Origin of the sequence: Stenotrophomonas sp. NPDC077461 (assembly GCF_049545475.1) — a bacterium.
Classification (GTDB): domain Bacteria; phylum Pseudomonadota; class Gammaproteobacteria; order Xanthomonadales; family Xanthomonadaceae; genus Stenotrophomonas; species Stenotrophomonas nematodicola.
On record NZ_JBMWDO010000012.1, the window covers coordinates 74,260 to 91,679 of the forward strand.

At 69.1% G+C, this 17,420-nt stretch carries 17 protein-coding genes; 4 read left to right on the forward strand and 13 right to left on the reverse strand.

What is annotated here, in order from left to right:
• Positions 1-3: 3 nt before the first annotated feature.
• The 4 genes from ACPEH8_RS17670 to ACPEH8_RS17685 all read right to left on the reverse strand — a co-directional run bounded on the left by ACPEH8_RS17670 (position 4) and on the right by ACPEH8_RS17685 (position 4,574).
• Complete coding sequence (locus ACPEH8_RS17670; RefSeq protein ID WP_136006666.1) at positions 4-1,314, reverse strand: ABC transporter permease; 1,311 nt, start codon at positions 1,312-1,314, stop codon at positions 4-6.
• A gap of 15 nt (positions 1,315-1,329) precedes the next feature.
• Positions 1,330-2,487: an ABC transporter permease gene (locus tag ACPEH8_RS17675; protein WP_017354748.1), complete on the reverse strand. Its 1,158-nt coding sequence runs from the start codon at positions 2,485-2,487 to the stop codon at positions 1,330-1,332.
• Positions 2,488-2,501: 14 nt separating this feature from the next.
• Positions 2,502-3,191 carry an ABC transporter ATP-binding protein gene (locus ACPEH8_RS17680; protein ID WP_017354749.1) on the reverse strand — a complete coding sequence of 230 codons (690 nt, stop codon included), beginning with the start codon at positions 3,189-3,191 and terminating at the stop codon, positions 2,502-2,504.
• Positions 3,192-3,347: 156 nt separating this feature from the next.
• Positions 3,348-4,574 (reverse strand): efflux RND transporter periplasmic adaptor subunit, encoded by a 1,227-nt coding sequence (locus ACPEH8_RS17685; protein WP_136006668.1) that lies wholly within the window; start codon positions 4,572-4,574, stop codon positions 3,348-3,350.
• A 216-nt stretch (positions 4,575-4,790) separates the two neighbouring features.
• Between ACPEH8_RS17685 and ACPEH8_RS17690 the strand changes: the two genes are divergently transcribed.
• Genes ACPEH8_RS17690 through ACPEH8_RS17705 form a run of 4 tightly spaced genes read left to right on the forward strand, consistent with a single transcriptional unit; the run spans position 4,791 to position 8,301 of the window.
• Positions 4,791-5,690, forward strand: a complete 900-nt coding sequence (locus tag ACPEH8_RS17690; protein ID WP_017354751.1) for an ABC transporter ATP-binding protein — start codon at positions 4,791-4,793, stop codon at positions 5,688-5,690.
• On the forward strand, positions 5,687-6,457 hold the full coding sequence (locus tag ACPEH8_RS17695; RefSeq protein ID WP_287248495.1) for an ABC transporter permease: 771 nt from the start codon (positions 5,687-5,689) through the stop codon (positions 6,455-6,457). Before ACPEH8_RS17690 ends, ACPEH8_RS17695 begins: the two co-directional genes overlap by 4 nt.
• Positions 6,458-6,463: 6 nt before the next feature.
• Entirely contained in the window at positions 6,464-7,702 is a 1,239-nt protein-coding gene (locus ACPEH8_RS17700; protein ID WP_153165433.1) for a sensor histidine kinase, read from the forward strand.
• Positions 7,699-8,301, forward strand: a complete 603-nt coding sequence (locus ACPEH8_RS17705) for a response regulator transcription factor (protein ID WP_017357033.1) — start codon at positions 7,699-7,701, stop codon at positions 8,299-8,301. The genes ACPEH8_RS17700 and ACPEH8_RS17705 overlap by 4 nt, the downstream gene beginning before the upstream one ends.
• A 27-nt stretch (positions 8,302-8,328) precedes the next feature.
• On the opposite strand, the gene ACPEH8_RS17710 is transcribed toward ACPEH8_RS17705, so the two are convergent.
• The 9 genes from ACPEH8_RS17710 to ACPEH8_RS17750 all read right to left on the reverse strand — a co-directional run bounded on the left by ACPEH8_RS17710 (position 8,329) and on the right by ACPEH8_RS17750 (position 17,109).
• Positions 8,329-8,862: a cytochrome b gene (locus ACPEH8_RS17710; RefSeq protein WP_262071723.1), complete on the reverse strand. Its 534-nt coding sequence runs from the start codon at positions 8,860-8,862 to the stop codon at positions 8,329-8,331.
• Positions 8,859-9,971 carry a catalase family peroxidase gene (locus tag ACPEH8_RS17715; protein ID WP_423667684.1) on the reverse strand — a complete coding sequence of 371 codons (1,113 nt, stop codon included), beginning with the start codon at positions 9,969-9,971 and terminating at the stop codon, positions 8,859-8,861. Before ACPEH8_RS17715 ends, ACPEH8_RS17710 begins: the two co-directional genes overlap by 4 nt.
• A gap of 774 nt (positions 9,972-10,745) precedes the next feature.
• Positions 10,746-12,113: a leucyl aminopeptidase family protein gene (locus tag ACPEH8_RS17720; RefSeq protein WP_017355217.1), complete on the reverse strand. Its 1,368-nt coding sequence runs from the start codon at positions 12,111-12,113 to the stop codon at positions 10,746-10,748.
• A gap of 28 nt (positions 12,114-12,141) precedes the next feature.
• Complete coding sequence (locus ACPEH8_RS17725; RefSeq protein WP_017355216.1) at positions 12,142-12,852, reverse strand: HAD family hydrolase; 711 nt, start codon at positions 12,850-12,852, stop codon at positions 12,142-12,144.
• Positions 12,853-13,026: 174 nt separating this feature from the next.
• Positions 13,027-14,118: an AI-2E family transporter gene (locus ACPEH8_RS17730; RefSeq protein ID WP_017355215.1), complete on the reverse strand. Its 1,092-nt coding sequence runs from the start codon at positions 14,116-14,118 to the stop codon at positions 13,027-13,029.
• Positions 14,119-14,234: 116 nt separating this feature from the next.
• On the reverse strand, positions 14,235-14,696 hold the full coding sequence (locus ACPEH8_RS17735) for a hypothetical protein (protein ID WP_017355214.1): 462 nt from the start codon (positions 14,694-14,696) through the stop codon (positions 14,235-14,237).
• Positions 14,693-15,193 carry a phage holin family protein gene (locus ACPEH8_RS17740; protein WP_017355213.1) on the reverse strand — a complete coding sequence of 167 codons (501 nt, stop codon included), beginning with the start codon at positions 15,191-15,193 and terminating at the stop codon, positions 14,693-14,695. The genes ACPEH8_RS17735 and ACPEH8_RS17740 overlap by 4 nt, the downstream gene beginning before the upstream one ends.
• A gap of 8 nt (positions 15,194-15,201) precedes the next feature.
• Positions 15,202-15,567, reverse strand: a complete 366-nt coding sequence (locus tag ACPEH8_RS17745) for a hypothetical protein (RefSeq protein WP_017355212.1) — start codon at positions 15,565-15,567, stop codon at positions 15,202-15,204.
• Positions 15,568-15,681: 114 nt separating this feature from the next.
• Positions 15,682-17,109 (reverse strand): Do family serine endopeptidase, encoded by a 1,428-nt coding sequence (locus ACPEH8_RS17750; protein ID WP_017355211.1) that lies wholly within the window; start codon positions 17,107-17,109, stop codon positions 15,682-15,684.
• Positions 17,110-17,420: the final 311 nt, after the last annotated feature.

Consider the following 17,420-nt stretch of genomic DNA (forward strand, 5'->3'; position numbering starts at 1 on the left):
GCGTCAACCGTCGCGCAGGGCGGTGGTGATCGGCAGGCGTGCGGCACGCAGTGCCGGGAACAGTCCACCGACCAGGCCGATGCCGAGCGCCCACTTCAAACCGCTCCACAGCAGCTCCGGCGAGACCTTGAACTGGAACACCACCTGGCTGAAGTTGCTGCCGATAGTGGACACGCTGTAGCCGTTGAAGATCGCCCAGGCCACCGCGCCGCCCAGCAGACCGCCGAGCAGGGCGAGCAGCATGGTCTCCAGCATCACGGCGGTGACCACCGGCAGGCCGCGGAAGCCGATCGCGCGCATCGTGGCGATCTCGCGGGCCCGGGTAGCCACGGCGGCATACATGGTGTTGAGCGCGCCGAACACCGCGCCGATCGCCATGATCGCGCCGATCACGGTGCCGAGCACGCTGATCAACGTGCTGAGGCCACCGCCCTGCTTGGCGTAGTAAGCGCGGGTGGTTTCAACATCGAGCTTGAGGCGGGGGTCGCCGGCGACCGCCGCCTTGAACTGCTCGAAACCGGCCTTGCCCTCGGTGCGTACGCTGATCGACTGCCAGGCGCTGCGCTGGTAGGTCGCGGCCAGGGTCTCCGCGTCGGTCCACAGTTCCGACTCGTGCGCGTCGCCGGAGGCGAACACGCCCACCACCGTCCAGGCCTGGTTGCCCAGCGTCAGCGTCCTGCCAATCTCCAGCCCCTGGAACTGCGCCTGTGCGCCCTTGCCGACCACGATCTCGCGCAGACCGGTGTTGAAACGGCGACCTTCGATGATCTTCATCTTGTCGTGTACCGCCCACGCCATCTCGCCGACACCACGGAACTGCGCGTTCACGTCGGTGCCGTCGGCCCGGGAGGCTACGTTGACCACCTGCGACAGCTCCGGCGAGATCAGCGCGCGTCCCTGCGCGTCCTTGGCCACGCCCGGCAGCGTGGACAGCAACGGCACCTGGTCGCGGGTGATGACCGAGTTGGTCTCGGCCTGCGAGCCGCCTCGCAGCACGATGGCGGTGCTGTCATCGCCGGTGCTGTTGAGCGTGGCCTGGAAACCTTCGCCCATCGCCAGCATGGCCACCAGCACGCCGACCACGCCGGCGATGCCGACCACGATCACCGAGGAGGCGCCCCACCGCTGCGGCAGGCTGGCGATGCCGATGCGGGTGGCCGCCAGGGCCAGCCGCCCGCTGCGGGTGACCGCCAGCCACAGCGCGATCGCCACGGCGACGACAAGCACGCCGAACCACGGCAGCGCGACCCAGACCGCCAGGCCCACGCCCAGCAGCAGAATCGACAGTGCGTTTCCCATCCAATGCTTCTTCATGTCGTTCTCCTGGGCTCAGCGCCCGGCCAATGCGTCGACGATCTTCAGCCGCTTGGCGCGCAGCGCCGGCAGCAGGCCCACCACCACGCCGATGACCAGGATCAGGCCGATGCCCATGAGCCAGGTCTGCAGCGGTACCTGCGGTGGCAGCAGGCCCATCGTCATCGGTGCGAGGATCGGCAGCACGAGGGCGGCCAGTCCCATCCCGATCGCACCGCCCAGTCCGATCAGCAGGACCGCCTCGACCATCACCAGCACCAGCACGGTCGCATCCTGGAAGCCCAGGGTCTTGAGCGTGGCCAGTTCGGGGATGCGCTCGCGCACCGCCTGCGCCATCGTGTTGCCGGTGAGCAGCAGCAGGGTGAAGAACACCGCGCCCATGATCGAGGTGACGATCATGCCGATGTCGGCAAACTGCTTGACGAAGGCCTGCTGGAATGCCGATTCGGTCTGCGACTTGGTTTCGTGGTCGGAGTTGGCCGAGATCGCGTCGATGGCCTGTGCCACCCGTGAGGCGTGGTCGGGGTTGTCCAGCGTCACCGTGTACCAGCTCACCTGGTTCTTGATGTAGTCGTTGGATTCGTCGAAGTATTTCCAGTTCATCATCAACTGGCGTTCCTCGTTGGCCGCCAGCGCCCGGTCCTTGGAGCGGTAGATGCCGACCAGCTGCAGCGGCCAGTCGTTGCTGCCCCCCCGCGGGAAGATCGTGGCCTGCAGCGGAATGGTGTCGCCGATCTTCCAGCCGAACTCCTTGGCCAGGCTCTCACCCACCACCGCGCCGGTGCGGGTGTCCTGGAAGGCCTTGAGCTGGGCCGGCGGCAACTGCAGTTCCCGGTAGACGTCGAAGTAGTTGGGCGCCACCGAGAAATTGGCGAAGAAGTTCTTCGGGTCCCGGTAGATGCCGCCGAACCACATGGCCGAGGTCACGTCGCGCACGCCGTCGACCTGCCGGATCTGCGGGTCCAGCCGGATCGGCAGCGATTGGGTGATCGACAGGCGCGAGGTCACCACCAGGCGGTTGACGCCTTCGACGCTGCCGCCGGAGGTGAACGCCACGCGTACCGAGTCGAGCATGCCGAACAGCAGGAAAGCGGCCACGACCGACAGCAGCGTCAGCAGGGTGCGGGTCTTGCTGCGGAACAGCTGGGCCCACACCAGCGAGAGGTATTTCATCGCGGCATCCTCCGTCAGTGGGCCGCTGGCGCGTCGGCCAGTTCGCCCTTGTCCAGGTGCACGGTGTGGGTGGCGTACTCGGCGGCCTTGGGATCGTGGGTGACCATGATGATGGTCTTGCCATGCTCGCGGTTGAGCTGCTGCAGCAGGTGCAGGATCTCCTCGGCCGACTGCCGGTCCAGGTCGCCGGTGGGCTCGTCGCAGATCAGGAAGGTGGGATCGGAGACGATGGCCCGGGCGATCGCCACGCGCTGCTGCTGGCCACCGGAGAGTTCGTTGGGCCGGTGGCTGCGGCGATCGGCAAGGCCGACCAGGGTCAGCGCGATCTCGGCATTGCGCCTGCGCTGGGCCGCACCGAGGTGGGTCAGCAGCAGCGGCAGTTCCACGTTCTTCTGTGCGGTCAGCATCGGCATCAGGTTGTAGAACTGGAACACGAAGCCGACATGGTGGCTGCGCCACGTCGACAGCTGGCCGCCACTCATCTGGTCGATGCGCTCGCCCTCGATTTCGATCTCGCCGCCGCTGGGCGTGTCCAGCCCCCCGATCAGGTTCAGCAGTGTGGTCTTGCCCGAACCGGACGGGCCCATCAGGGCGACGAAATCGCCGCGCTGGATGTCCAGGTGGATGCCGTGCAGCACCTGCACCTTCTCGGGGCCGCGCTGGTAGGTCTTGGTGATGTTGCGGAGCGAAACCAGGGTGGACATGGACGGTTCTCCGGAGATCGGTGAAAAGAGGACAGGCGCGCGCCGGGGCGACACGCGGGAATCGCACATCGCGCCGCCACCGGAACCACGCCGGGGCCGCGTACACGCATCGGCGGGCGAGCGGCAGGACAGGCGCCTGCCGCGGGCCTCAGGCCGTCATTGCTTTTCCACGACCGCGCTGCCGTCGCGCAGCGCGGGTGGCGGGTCGGTGACCACCACCTCACCCGCGCGCAGGCCGGCGGTGACCTGGCGGTCGTTGTTCAACACCGTGCCGAGGGTGACCGTACGCTGCTGCACGCGCTGGTCGTCGCCCACCACGAAGGCCACGGTCTGCTCGCCGCGCTCGACCAGCGCCGAGGCCGGCGCACGCACGCCCTTGGGCGCGGCCGACCGGGGCTTGGCCGCTTCCAGGAAGCTCACCCGCACGCCCATCTCCGGCACGATGCGCGGGTCCTTGGTCTTCAGCGCCACGCGCACCTTGACGGTCGCCTTGCCACGATCGGCGGTGGGAATGATCGCGATCACCTCGCCGGGAATCTTCCAGTCCGGGTACGCATTGAGGGTGGCTTCGACCGGCATCTTCGGCTGCACGCGGCCGATGAAGGCCTCACCGACCTCGACCTCGATCTCCAGGGAGTCCATGTCCACGATGGTGCCGATGCCGGTGCGGGTGAACCCGCCGCCGGCCGACAGCGGCGACACGATCTCGCCGGGTTGCGCGGACTTGGCAGTGACCACGCCGGAGAACGGCGCGCGCACGATATTGTTGTCCACACCCAGGTCGGCGATGGCCAACGCGTCGCTGGCCACGCTGGTGTTGCGCTGGGCGGTGCGCAGCTGTGCGCGCAGGCTCTCGCGCTGGGCGATGGCCAGGTCGTATTGCGAGCGCGACACCAGTTGCTGGCCGACCAGTGACTGCAGGCGTCCGGCCTCGGCCTCGGCCTGGGCCACCTGGGCCTGCAGCCCGGCCAGCTGGCTGCGCGCGGCCTCCAGCTGCGACGCCGACAGGCTGCGCTGGGCGTTGGCGTCGATCGGATCCAGCGTCGCCATGACCTGGCCTTCCTCCACGCGCATGCCTTCTTCGATCATCACTTCGCGGACCTTGCCGGTGATCTTGGCCGAGACCGTGGCCATGCGCCGGGCCACCACGTAGCCGCTGGCATCCAGCACGGTGCTGCTGCCGCCGCCCTGGCCCATCGCCACCACCGGCGCGGTGGTCACCTCGATCGGGCGCTCGCGGCCGGCGACAAACCAGCCGATCACGCCGAGCAGCAGCACCGCCACCACTGCCAGCACGATCCAGCGGCCGCGCCCGGACGAGGGCGGCGGCGGGGTCTTGCGGTCGATGCGGAGTTCCTTGAGCAGTTCAGCAGATGCGTTCATCGTGAGCCTGGACGGGGAATCGGGCCGAGTGTGACCGGAACGGCGGTCCTCGGGCAATCCGGCAGGGGCGCCGGGTGGTGCACAGCATGCGCGTACGACTGGCGCAGCGGCAGTGACAGCTGTCACCCGCATGCGCTGACGACGGCCACTGTCCGGGGCAAAGGCGACAGCGGAGGCTGTTCCCATCCCATCCCATCCCGTCCCGGAGCGTGTCCCATGTCCGATCCCGTTGCGTCTCCCCTGGCCCGGCTGCACCAGGCGCAGGTTCACTATGGTGCCGTGGCCGCGCTGCAGGGCGTGGGATTCTCCCTGCAGCGCGGCGAGATCCTCGCGCTGCTGGGCCGCAACGGGGCAGGCAAGAGCACGGCGATTTCCGTCCTGCTGGGTCTGCGCCGCCTGGATGCCGGCAGTGCCGAGCTGCTCGGGGGCGATCCACAGGACCGCGCCAGCCGCGCGGGCATCGGCGTGATGCTGCAGAGCACCGCGCTGCCGCCGGTGCTGCAGGTGGCCGAGCTGATCGACCTGGCGCGCGTCTGTTACGCCGATCCCCGTCCGCTGGACGAGTGTCTGGCGCTGGCCGGCCTAACCGACCTGGCATCGCGCCGCTACGGCCGGCTGTCCGGCGGGCAGCAACGGCGGGTGCAGTTCGCCATCGCCATCTGCGGGCGGCCGCGCCTGCTGTTTCTCGATGAACCCACCACCGGCCTGGACATCCAGGCCCGGCAGGCCCTGTGGCAGGCGATCCGGCAGCTGGCCGGCGAGGGCTGCGGGGTGCTGCTGACCACCCATTACCTGGAGGAAGCCGAGGCGCTGGCGCAGCGCGTGGTGGTCATCGAGCAGGGTCGGGTGCTGGCCGATGGCCCGCTGGCGCAGTTCCGCCCGCAGCGTGCGCCGCGCCGTATCCGCTGCCGCAGCGCGCTCGACGAGGCGGCAGTGCGGCAGTGGCCGGGCGTACGCGAGGTGCGGCGCGATGGCCTGCGGTTGCACCTGCTGGCCGAGCCGGCCGAGCCGGTGGTCGCGCGGCTGCTCGCCGAAGACCCGCAGCTGCAGGAGCTGGACGTGCATGGCGGCGGCCTGGCCGACGCCTTCGTCGAACTGACCCGGGAGGCCGCATGAACACCGACGTCCACGCCACATCCACCACCTCCCACCTCCCTCCCGCGTGGCCGATCTACCGGGCCGAAATCCTGTGCGAGCTGCGCCGTGCCTGGCGCTATCCGGGCTTCGTCCTGCCGTCGCTGCTGTTCCCGGTGCTGTTCTATTCGCTGTTCGGGGTCCTGCTCGGTCGCGGCCACGCACCGGTGTATCTGCTGGCCACCTACTGCGTGTTCGGTGCGATGGCGCCGGCGCTGTTCGGCTTCGGCGTGCAGCTGGCGCTGGACCGCGAAGGCGGCCTGCTCACGCTCAAGCGTGCGCTGCCGATGCCGCCTCTTGCACCGCTGCTGGCGCGGCTGTTGATGACGGTACTGTTTGCGATCGTGGTGGCGGCCCTTCTGATTGCGGTGGCGAGCGCTGCCGGTGTGGTGGTGACGCCCGTGGCAACGCTGCATCTGTTGGCAGTGGCCGGGCTCGCGGCGTTGCCCCTGGGGGCGATTGGCCTGCTGATCGGCAGCCATGTCGGTGCCGGCGCAGCGCCGGCGGTGGTCAATCTGGTCTACCTGCCGCTGGCGTTGCTGTCCGGGCTATGGCTGCCGCTGTCGATGCTGCCGCCGCTGTTCAGCGCCCTGGCGCCACTGTGGCCGACCTGGCACCTGGCGCAGCTGGCGCTGCCGGCGGTGGGCCAGCCGGCGCAGGGCAGCGCATGGGTGCACGTCGGGGTGCTGCTGGGCGTGACCGCCGTGGCCCTGGCTCTGGCACGGCGCCGCCTGCGGCGCATGGGCTGAAATGGCATGATCGCGCCTGACCCTCGTCTCCTGGAACCGCCCGTGACATCGCGCTGGATCGCTACGCTGCTGCGGCCTGCGCCGGACTCGTCGGTGGCCGACAACCTGCGCCGCGGCAAACCGGCCTGGGCCGACGCGGTGCATCTGCTGTGGACCGGCTGGGTGTTCTTCACCCCGATCTTCGGCAGCGGCTACTCCTGGCGGTGGTTCTGGCTGACGCTGCTGACCTATCCGGTGTTCCTGGCGTTGTACGGCCGGTTGCTGCTCGCTCCGCGCCACCACGGCCCGCGCTATGCGCTGGCGATGGTGACGATGGGGCTGGCGCTGCTGCCGTGGTACCCGTCCGGCATCAGTTATTTCATCTTTGGTTGCGTGATGTTGCGCACCTGCCGGGACGGCGGCCTGTGGCGCTATCTGCTGCAGCTGCTGGCACTCAACGCGCTGTTCGTCGGCATTGCGCTGTGGGTGGGGTATCAATGGCAACTGGTGGTGTGGATTCCGTCGATGGCGTTGATCATCGGCATCATCATCAACGTCGAGAGCCTCAACAAGGAACGTGACGCGGCCCTGCAGCTGTCGCAGGAGGAAGTGCGGCGGCTGGCCGCCACCGCCGAGCGCGAGCGGATCGGTCGCGATCTGCACGACCTGCTTGGCCACACGCTGTCGTTGATTACCCTGAAGCTGGAACTCTCGCGCAAGCTGTTCGACCGCGATCCGGACGCATCGCGCCGCGAGGTCGCCGAAGCCGAGGCGATTGCCCGCCAGGCATTGGCCGAAGTGCGCAGCGCGGTCACCGGCATCCGTGCCAGTGACCTGGCCGCCGAGCTCGCCTCGGCACGGCTGCTGCTGGAGTGCCAGCACGTGCACCTGCACTACACACCGCCGCCGCCGATGCCGGTGGAAATCGAGCGCGCGCTGTCGCTGGTGCTGCGCGAGGCGGCCACCAACATCGCCCGGCATGCGCAGGCGCATCAGGCCTGGGTGCACTTCGAGGAGGACGGCCGCAGCTTGCTGATGCAGATCAGAGACGATGGCCGCGGCGGCGTGCAGTCCGATGGCAACGGCCTCAGTGGCATGCGCGAACGCGTGGCGGCGCTGCGTGGCACGCTGCACCTGCAGTCGGTACGCGGTGAGGGGACTTGCCTCTCGGTCCGGATCGCGCTGCCGGCGGCCACCACCGCCGTCGCCGCGCTGCCGGCCACGCCTGCCGGGCCGACGCCGCTGTCGGCGGGAGGTGCGCCATGATCCGCATCGTACTGGCCGAAGACCAGGCGATGGTGCGGGGCGCGCTGTCGGCGCTGCTCGGGCTGGAAGCCGACATCGAGGTGCTGGGCAGCGCGGCTGATGGCGAGGAAGCGTGGCGGATGGTGCAGCGGTTCACCCCGGACGTGCTGGTCACCGACATCGAGATGCCGGGCCTGTCCGGCCTGGAACTGGCCCAGCGCATCGCCCGCCATGCGCTGCCGGTCAAGGTGGTGATCGTCACTACCTTCGCCCGCTCGGGCTTCCTGCGCCGCGCGCTGGATGCCGGTGTGTACGGCTACCTGCTCAAGGATGCACCTGCCGACCACCTGGCCGATGCACTGCGCCAGGTCCAGCGCGGCGGCCGCGCGATCGACCCGCAGCTGGCCCTGGATGCGTGGTCGCAGGCCGACCCGCTCAACGACCGCGAGCGCCAGGTGCTGCGCCTGTCCGGCGACGGCCGCTCGGCCAGCGAGATCGCCACGCAGCTGGGGCTGTCGCACGGTACCGTGCGCAACTACCTCTCCGAGTGCATCGGCAAGCTGGGCGTGGCCAACCGCATCGAGGCCTATCGGCTGGCACGCCAGAAAGGCTGGCTGTAGGCAGGGCCGACCGGCACCCGGCCGGCACTACCGGCCCTTCGACATTGCCTGGAACACGCCGTCGCGGCGCACCCACAAGTGGAACAACGCGGCTGACAGATGCGCCACCACTGTGGCGAACAATACGTACGCAAGCAGGCTGTGCGCGTTGCGCAGCGCGGCGTACAGCGCCGGGTCGTGCGGCACGATTGCCGGCAGGTGGACCCCGGACCACATCACGATCGGGTAGCCGCCGGCCGACAGCATCGCCCAGCCGATCAGCGGCATGGCCAGCATCAGCGCGTACAGCACCCAGTGCGAGGCATGGGCGGCGGCCGCCTGCCACGCCGGCAGGTCTGCCGGCAGCGGTGGCGGACGGTGGCGCAGGCGGTTGACCAGGCGCACCACCGCCAGCAGGAGGATCGCGATGCCAAGCGGGCGGTGCAGATCGATCAGTGCCGGCCGCCACTGCAGCGAGGCCACCATCGTCACCCCGACGAACAGCATGGTCAGGATCATCGCCGCCATCAGCCAGTGCAGGACGCGGGCGGTGAGATTGAAGTGTCCGTTGCCGTGCTTCATTGCCCACGCTCCCTGCCGGTGGCGGCAGCACCCTTGCCGTTGGCGATTTCGCGCTCGCGGCGGTTGAAGGACTGCGAGTACACCGCCGACCGTGCGGCCAGGATCGGGTCGTCCGATCCGGCAATGCCGCTGGGCAGGATCAACGGATCGTAATTGAGGTCGCGGCAGGCGCCCTCGGCCTGCGGCTGCATCGCCACCAGGCTGAGCGTGCCCACCTTCACCTGGCGACGCTGCGCGGGCCACACCTGCGAGGAATCATCGATCGGGTCGCCGTCCTCGGCGATTGTCACCCACATGTCCCAGCGTACCGGACCCTGCGCCAGCCGCTGCCCGAACTCCTCAGCCAGATAGTCCAGACCGGCCTGCGCGCGCTGTTCGGCGGTCATCGCCACGAACGGAGCCTGCGGGCGCATGCTCCAGCGCACGTAACGGTGGCTGCCATCGGCGGCGGTGAAGCGGAAGCTGTTGACGCCGTTGTAGTCGGTATTGGCCCAGCTGTTGGACCACGGGGCAGTCTTGGCCCACTGCTGGAACGCGCGCGCCGTCGGGTACTTTTCCAGCACCGCGGCCATCTTCGCCGGGTCAGGTTTGCCGGTGGCCGGATCGGGAATGCCCGCGCGGGTCTGTTCAAGGAAGGCGGCGGCGGTTGGCACGGCGAAGAACGGGAAGCTGTTCATTGCCGTGCGCCATTCCTGACCATCGTCGCTGACCAGCTGCAATGCCATGCTGCGCACGCGCGCGTTGGCGTCGGCGCCATGCGGGTCACCGCCCCCGATCGACAGGCGGCCCAGCACCGGCACCTGGGACTGGCGGAAGACCCGTGCCGAACTCAGCGCGGCACCCTCCGGCGTGCCCTGGAAACTGCCGCTGACGCACACGCCCTTGGTATGCGCACGGCGGAAGCCGGGATGCGGTGGGCCGGTGGCTTCGATGCTGTCGGTGAAGACCTGCGCGGTGGCGCGATCACGCCCGATCCAGCCGGCCAGCCAGGCGAACGCCAGTACCAGCACACCGGCGATCAGGGCGATCAGTGCCAGCCACAGCAGCGGCGAAGGCGGGCGGGGGGCGCCTGGCTCCTGGCCGGCGCGGGTATAGCCGAATAGCGACATGTCCGGGTTCCTGCCTTCACGATACGTGTGGGTGGCGACCCCTGCATGGTGTCAGAACCGCCGCGCGGCCGATATTCACATTTTCGACAAGAATCCGTCGGCAGATAGCCAAGCCAGATAAAGCCGAACCAACGGCAACCCCGTAGAGCCGGGTTCTACCCGGCTTGCGTCAGCTCCCGTGATATCCAACGAAAGGCAGCCCCGTAGAGCCGGGTTCTACCCGGCTTGCGTCAGTCCGCGCGATGCCCAACGAAAGGCAGCCCCGTAGAGCCGGGTTCTACCCGGCTTGCGTCAGTCCGCGCGATGCCCAACGAAAGGCAACCCCGTAGAGCCGGGTTCTACCCGGCTTGCGTCAGCCCCCGCGATACCCAACGAAAGGCAACCCCGTAGAGCCGGGTTCTACCCGGCTTGCGTCAGCCCCCGTGATACCCAACGAAAGGCAGCCGGGTAGAACCCGGCTCTACGCGGCTTGCGTCAGCCTCCGTGATACCCAACGAAAGGCAACCCCGTAGAGCCGGGTTCTACCCGGCTTGCGTCAGCGCTCGCGATACCCAACGAAAGGCAGCCGGGTAGAACCCGGCTCTACGCGGCTTGCGTCAGCCCCCGCGATACCCAACGAAAGGCAGCCGGGTAGAACCCGGCTCTACGCGGCTTGCGTCAGTGCTCGCGATACCCAACGAAAGGCAGCCGGGTGGAACCCGGCTCTACGCGGCTTGCATCAGCGCCCGCGATGCCCATCGAATGGCCGCCGGGTAGAACCCGGCTCTACGCGGGTTACGCGTAGCGGGCCTTGAGCATGGCCCATGCCGAGCGCAGCGCCAGTGCTTCGCCACCGGCCGGGCGGCCCGGGCGCTCGCCGTCGTTCCAGGCGTAGACATCCAGATGCGCCCATTTCTGCCCGTCCGCGATGAACCGCTCCAGGTACAGCGCGGCGGTGACCGAGCCGGCCATGCGCGAGCCGGCGTTGGCCAGGTCGGCGATGTTGCTGTGCAGGTAGCGCAGGTACGGGCGCCACAACGGCATGCGCCAGACCGGATCGCGGGTGCTTTCACCGGCCTGCAGCCATTGCTGGGCCAGGGTGTCATCGTTGCTGAAGAGCGCCGGCAGGTCCGGGCCCAGCGCGATGCGTGCCGCACCGGTGAGGGTGGCGAAATCGAGCACGATCTCCGGCTGCTGTTCGCTGGCGTAGGTCAGCGCATCGGCCAGGATCACCCGGCCTTCGGCGTCGGTGTTGTCGATCTCGATGCTCAGCCCCTTGCGGGTGGCGATCACTTCGCCGGGGCGGAACGCGTCCGGGCCGATCGCGTTTTCCACCGCCGGGATCAGCAGGGTCAGCTGCACCGGCAATGCCTGCGCCATGATCAGCCCGGCCAGGCCCAGCGCGTGCGCGGCGCCGCCCATGTCCTTCTTCATGTTGCGCATGCCGTCGGCCGGCTTGATGTCCAGCCCGCCAGTGTCGAAGCACACGCCCTTGCCGACCAGCGCCACGTGCGGCTGGCCCGCGTTGCCCCAGCGCAGCACGATCAGGCGCGGCGCGCGGTGCGAGGCGCGGCCGACCGCGTGGATGGACGGGAAATTCTGCTCCAGCAGCGCATCGCCGGCGATCACCTCGATCTGCGCACCGTGTGCGCTGGCCAGTTCGCGCGCGGCGTCTTCCAGCTGCTGCGGGCCCATGTCTTCGGTGGGGGTGTTGACCCAGTCGCGCACGCGCAGGCTGGCGGCGATCACATCGCGCACCTCGGCCGAGGGCGTGGCGGCCAGCTGCGCCGGTGCGCGGTTCGGCGTGCGGTAGCGCGCGAAGCGGTAACTGCCCAGGCCCCAGCCAAGGTGCAGCAGGGTTTCGATCTCCGCCGGCAGCGCGTCGGCCAGTTGCCACACGCTGCCTTCGGGCAGGGCGAAGGGGGCGTGCGCGTAGGCGTAGGCATCGCCCGCGTCGCCGACGCCGATGATCGCGCCGGCGAGACCGTGCTCGCCGGGCAGCAGCACCACGCTGCCGCCACTGCCGTTGAAGTGCTGCGCGTCGAGCCAGGCGACCAGCGCCGGGGACTGCTGCCCCCGCCACGCGGCGAACTGCTCGCGGTTCATCACATGCAGCGGCAGCGCCTGGGCGGTATCGGGGGTGAAAGCGTTGATCGGGGTCATGCGGAAGAGGGCTCCGTTCGCGGCGGGGTCAGGCGTGTGGGACGGATGCGTCTGCATCCAGCCAGTCGGCCAGCCCGGTCAGGGTGTCGAACTGCAGGTCGGGCTGCAGCGAAGGGTGGTTCCAGGTGTGTTCGACGCGGTTGATCCAGCAGCCACGCAGGCCGGCCTGCATCGCGCCGACCACGTCCATGTCCACATGGTCGCCCACGTGCAGCACATGGGCCGGCGGCACACCCAGGCGGTCGCAGGCGGCATGGAAGATGCTGGCCGCGGGCTTGGCCGCGCCATGTTCGCGTGAACCGAGCTGGAAACTGAAGTGGTGGGCCAGGCCGATGCGCTGCAGGTCGGCATTGCCGTTGCTGAGCGCGGCCACCGGCACCTTGGCGGCAATCCGGGCCAGCGCGTCCAGGGCATCCGGGTAGAACTCCACCTGGTTGCGCGCGGCGTAGAAGGCCTCATAGGCCGGCTCCAGCAGAGCAAGGTCGGCACCGCTGTTCTCCAGCGCTTCGCGCAGGGTCAGCCGGCGCAGCGCGCTCAGGTCATGGTGCAGCTGTGGGTTGTCATGGAAAGAACGCTCGCGCAGCTCCCGCATGGCCGCTACCGGATACATCGCGGCGGTGGCGGGGCTGTGTTCACGCATCCAGTCGTACAGGACCTGGTCGATGCGGGCGCCGATCGGGGCGAACGGCCACAGCGTATCGTCGAGGTCGAGGGTGATGGCAAGGACAGGGAATTTCACCCCGCCATTCTACGCCTGCCCGCGCGGGCTTTCATGGCGCACCCGGGCAGGCGCGGGCAACGGCCGTTCAGCGCAGGTGGCAGGCGCGGGTAACGGATGCGTGGCCATCGTCCGGCTGCACGCTGAGGTCACGCCGACCCGCGTCCAGGGGGAGTGGCCAGTGGCATGACACGCTCATTCCAGCAGCCGCGCCCAGCCCTGCATGCCGTCCAGCCGCGCCAGCACCAGCTTGATGCACACCAGCAGCGGTACTGCCAACAGCAATCCGACCATGCCCCAGAGCCAGCCGAACACCATCAGCGCGAGGATCAGGATCAGCGGCGAAATCGCCATGCGCCGGCCCAGCACGATCGGCGTGACCACCTGGCCCTCGACCGTGTGCAGGGCCAGATAGGCGGCCGCCGGCAGCAGCGCCTGGAACGGATCGCTGAACTCCACAAAGCCCATCAGCAGCATCAGTGCCACGCCGATCAACGGGCCCACGTAGGGCGCGAAGTTGAGCAGCGCCGCCACCGTGCCCCACAGCAGGGCTTCCTGCAGACTGATCCCGAGCAGCAGCAGAACGCCGGAGAACACCAGGCCGACCAGCGTATTGATCACGGTGATGGTCAGCACATAGCGCGAAACCTCACGTTCGATCGAGCGCAGGATGTCGGTGGTGAACCGTTGCTGCTGACGGCTGGGAAACAGGGCGATGGCGTGCTTCTGCAGGCTTTGCCCGTAGATCATGAAGAACAGTGTCAGCAGCACTACCGCCAGCACCGAGGCCGCCAGGCGTGGCGCCAGGGTCAGTACCTTGTAGGGATCGTCGAGCTGGGTACGCACCACCTGCACGCGGCGGTTGCCTTCACCGCCGGCCACGCGCGCGAAGTTCTCCGCCGCCTGGTTGGCCTGCTGCACCGGCTTGGTCAGGTTCTGCACCTGTCGAGCCACCTTGCGCAGCTGTTGCGGGGCTTCCTCGGCCCATTCCATCGCCGGCCCCACCAGCTGCACGCCCAACGCGGCCGCACCGCTCAGGCCCACCCCCAACACCAGGACCGCGCCAAGAAAGCGCGGGATCCAGATCCTCTGCAGCAGGCGCAGGATCGGGTTGCCGACCAGCGCGAAGAACATGGCCAGGAGCACCGGCAGGATCACCTCCTGCGCCGCCCACAAGGTGAAACCGACGGCCAGCGTGGCCAGCACCACCAGCGACATCGGGGCGCGTGGACGGGGCGGTGGCAGCGCGGCGACTGCATCGGGCGAAGGGGGGGCAGGGACGCTCATGCAGGTCGCAGGCAGGAAGGGAGCGTCATTATTGGGCAGGGCGGGTGCGCGCGGCGTGTTGTGGCCGTGCAGACCAGGCGAGGCCCCGCCGCACGGTGCGGCAGGGCGTGCCGGGTTCAACGTTCGGACAGATCCGTGGCCGCTTCTGCGGGCTGCGGTTGCTGGGACGGTGCGGCTGCCGGGCGCGGTGGCGCCGGTGGAGGCGACGTGGGGCGCGTGGCGGCGGCAGGCGCGGCCACGTCGTCGGCGGCCTCGTCGACCTTGTCGGCTGCCTGCTCGGCGGTATCGGCCGCTTCGCTGGCCTGCATCGAGGCGAAGGCCGCCTGTGCGCTGGCCATCAGATTGGACACCGAGCCGATCATCTGCAGCCACCGGGCGCCGTGGAACTTCGCGGTGCCCGGCTCCAGCTTGCCGGCCAGGAAACCGCCGGCGAGGCCCACGGTGATGATGCGCAACGGTGTCCACCCGGCGCGCCAGACCTGGCTCAGGGTGAACCAGTTGCACTGGGTCTCATCGACCCGGATCGACACCACCTGTTCGGCGCGCTTGACGCGGCGGCGCAGGGCTTCGAAATTCATGGTGTGCCCTCCGCCCTGCCCACATGGGCATCGGGATCGTCGTCGGTGGGTTCGTCGTACAGGCCCAGCCGCGACAGCTGGCGGCGGGTGGCATGCATGCCGGTGTGGCGGAAGAAGAACGACACGCGCCAGATCGCATAGCCGGTAACGGCCAGGCTGAGGATCGAGGTGATCAGCAGCGACTGGAACCAGGACAGGCCCCAATGCTGCATCAGCGCGATCAGCGTGCCGGCCAGCAGCAACCACGCCGACGCACCGAACACGATCGCCACGCCGCTCCATGCCAACGCCCGCCCGAACGCACTGCGCGCCAGGGCGAAATCGGCCGATGCCAAGCGCCGCAGCGAGCGCAGCGTGTGCTTGGCCGAGTCCACGGTGGCGCGCCCGGCCTGGCCGACCTGGCGGATGCTCTCATCGAGCCGGGGTGCGGTGTCGCCGCCATCCGGTGGCGGGGAATCCGCACCACCGTTGGCGGCCGTGTGGGCTTGATCGCTCACGCCGACGCTTACTTGTCGCCGCCGCTGCGGGCCAGCTTGGCGATGATCCAGCCGGCCGCGAAGGCCACGCCGAAGGAGGCCAGCGGACGCTCACGGATCAGTTCGGCCGCGCTGTCGACCAGGTCCTTGCCCTTGTCCATCAGCGCATCGACCTGCTCCTTGGCCGCGGCACCGCCGAACTCGGCGGCGGCCAGGCCCGACAGCGCGGTGTCGGACAGCTCGGCCTTGACGTTGGCCTTGCCGATGCGCAGTTCGTCGGTGGCGGCACCGGTGGCGCCCTTGATCGCGCCGCCTGCGGCGGTGGCCGCCGACTTCAGGTGCGAACCGGCTTCACCCAGGTGTTCCTTCAGGTTCTCGGTATTGGTGGGGCTCATCGTGTATCTCCTGTATGCGATGGGGGATGGTGACCGCGGACGAAACCGGACGGCGAGGAACACAAGGTAATAGCACCGCGCGGGTGTAAGGGGCGTTACGGCATCCTGACCCGTTCAGCGCATCACCAGCTCGCCGCGCACGTTGCCGCGCACGATGCGCAGCACCAGCTGCTGCGGTCGGTTCTGGAAGTTGGCGCGCCAGCTGGCCAGGTCGGCAAACTCGCCCACCGTGGCCTCGGTGACCACATCGCCCTGCTGCAGGCCGGAGGCGGCGGCGCGGCTGCCGCGCTTCACCTCGCTGACCAGCACGCCGCTGACGCCGGCCTGGCGCAGCGTTTCGGGAAGGTCGACGAAGGTGGCACCGCCCAGCCGCGGGTCGAGGGTGTCGCCCGTGACCGCGCGCGCCTGTTCCTTCAGCGCCACCTTGAGCTGCAGGGCTTTGCCGTCGCGGCGCAGATCCAGCGTGAGCGTGCTGCCCACCGGCTGCAGGCCTTCCACGTTGTGCAGCGCCTGCGCGCTGTCCACGCGCTGGCCGTTGGCGGCGACCACCACATCGCCCGGCTTGAGGCCGGCGGCAGCCGCACCGGACCCGGCCAGCACGCGGGTCACCAGCGCGCCGCGGACTTCGGTCAAGCCCAGGCCCTGGGCGATCTGCGGGGTCAGGTTCTGTGCCTCGATGCCGAGGGTGCCGCGCACCACTACGCCGTGCTTGACCAACTGGTCCACCACGTCGCGCGCCAGGTTGGAGGGAATGGCCAGGCCCAGGCCGATGTTGCCGGCCATGCTGCCCTGCGGGTTGAAGCTGGCGGTGTTGATGCCCACCAGCTGGCCCTGCAGGTTGACCAGCGCGCCGCCGGAGTTGCCCGGGTTGATCGATGCGTCGGTCTGGATGAAGTTCTGGTAGCCCAGCCCGCGAATGCCGCTGCGGCCCACCGCCGAGACGATGCCGGAAGTGACGGTCTGGCTGAAGCCAAACGGGTTGCCGATGGCCACCACGAAGTCGCCTACGCGCAGCTGGTCGCTGTTGCCCAGCGGCAGGGCGGTGAGCTTGTCGGCCGGAATGCGGATCAGTGCCACGTCGGTATCCCGGTCCGAACCGATGAACTCGGCTTTGACCGTGCGCCCGTCGGCGAGGGTGACCTGCACGTCGTCGGCGTTGTCGATGACGTGGTGATTGGTCAGCACCAGGCCTTCGGCGGCATCGATGATCACGCCCGAACCGAGCGATTCGTTGATGCGTTCCTGCGGCACTTCCGGGAACAGGCGGCGGAAGAACGGATCGTTGAAGTACGGGTTGCGCACCCGGACCACCTGCTTGGTGTTGACGCTCACCACCGCCGGCATCGCCCGCTCCAGCATCGGCGCCAGCGAGGGCACCGGCTGGCCGGCTACCGCTGCGGGCAGGGCGGCGGTGGCCGGAATGGCCAGCGATGCAGGCGATGCGGCAGCGCGGTTGTCCAGCTGCGCGGTGATGGCGGTGGCGACGAATCCACCGAATGCGGCGGCGAGGGCAAGGGTCAGCAGGGTCGGGATCGGTCGCATGGTCCGGCGGTTCCGTAACGAGGGTGCAGGGCGGGAAGGCGGCTATACGGTAGTGCAAGCTGAATGAGTGTGTCCGCTCGCGGCTAAACGCGCCATGAAAAAACGCGCACCCGACGCCGGTTGATCTGTTCTGGAGCGGGGGAGGCTGCCTTCAACAGCCCGTCTCCCCCCGTGGCGATGGCCCGCGCGGAGGCCGTGTCGTCGCCGTCGCATCGGCGGCCGGTCGATCGCGCTCGGCATGCTTCCACCCCACCCTCCCGAGGCTCCGCCGCCGGTTGCCGACACGCCCATCGTGGTCGGTTTCGTGTTCG

Excerpts from the sequence above, each read along its gene's own strand:
- ACPEH8_RS17670 (WP_136006666.1), bottom strand. The coding sequence starts at position 1,314 with ATGAAGAAGCATTGGATGGGAAACGCACTGTCGATTCTGCTGCTGGGC.
- ACPEH8_RS17675 (WP_017354748.1), bottom strand. The coding sequence starts at position 2,487 with ATGAAATACCTCTCGCTGGTGTGGGCCCAGCTGTTCCGCAGCAAGACC.
- ACPEH8_RS17680 (WP_017354749.1), bottom strand. The coding sequence starts at position 3,191 with ATGTCCACCCTGGTTTCGCTCCGCAACATCACCAAGACCTACCAGCGC.
- ACPEH8_RS17685 (WP_136006668.1), bottom strand. The coding sequence starts at position 4,574 with ATGAACGCATCTGCTGAACTGCTCAAGGAACTCCGCATCGACCGCAAG.
- ACPEH8_RS17690 (WP_017354751.1), top strand. The coding sequence starts at position 4,791 with ATGTCCGATCCCGTTGCGTCTCCCCTGGCCCGGCTGCACCAGGCGCAG.
- ACPEH8_RS17695 (WP_287248495.1), top strand. The coding sequence starts at position 5,687 with ATGAACACCGACGTCCACGCCACATCCACCACCTCCCACCTCCCTCCC.
- ACPEH8_RS17700 (WP_153165433.1), top strand. The coding sequence starts at position 6,464 with ATGATCGCGCCTGACCCTCGTCTCCTGGAACCGCCCGTGACATCGCGC.
- ACPEH8_RS17705 (WP_017357033.1), top strand. The coding sequence starts at position 7,699 with ATGATCCGCATCGTACTGGCCGAAGACCAGGCGATGGTGCGGGGCGCG.
- ACPEH8_RS17710 (WP_262071723.1), bottom strand. The coding sequence starts at position 8,862 with ATGAAGCACGGCAACGGACACTTCAATCTCACCGCCCGCGTCCTGCAC.
- ACPEH8_RS17715 (WP_423667684.1), bottom strand. The coding sequence starts at position 9,971 with ATGTCGCTATTCGGCTATACCCGCGCCGGCCAGGAGCCAGGCGCCCCC.
- ACPEH8_RS17720 (WP_017355217.1), bottom strand. The coding sequence starts at position 12,113 with ATGACCCCGATCAACGCTTTCACCCCCGATACCGCCCAGGCGCTGCCG.
- ACPEH8_RS17730 (WP_017355215.1), bottom strand. The coding sequence starts at position 14,118 with ATGAGCGTCCCTGCCCCCCCTTCGCCCGATGCAGTCGCCGCGCTGCCA.
- ACPEH8_RS17735 (WP_017355214.1), bottom strand. The coding sequence starts at position 14,696 with ATGAATTTCGAAGCCCTGCGCCGCCGCGTCAAGCGCGCCGAACAGGTG.
- ACPEH8_RS17745 (WP_017355212.1), bottom strand. The coding sequence starts at position 15,567 with ATGAGCCCCACCAATACCGAGAACCTGAAGGAACACCTGGGTGAAGCC.
- ACPEH8_RS17750 (WP_017355211.1), bottom strand. The coding sequence starts at position 17,109 with ATGCGACCGATCCCGACCCTGCTGACCCTTGCCCTCGCCGCCGCATTC.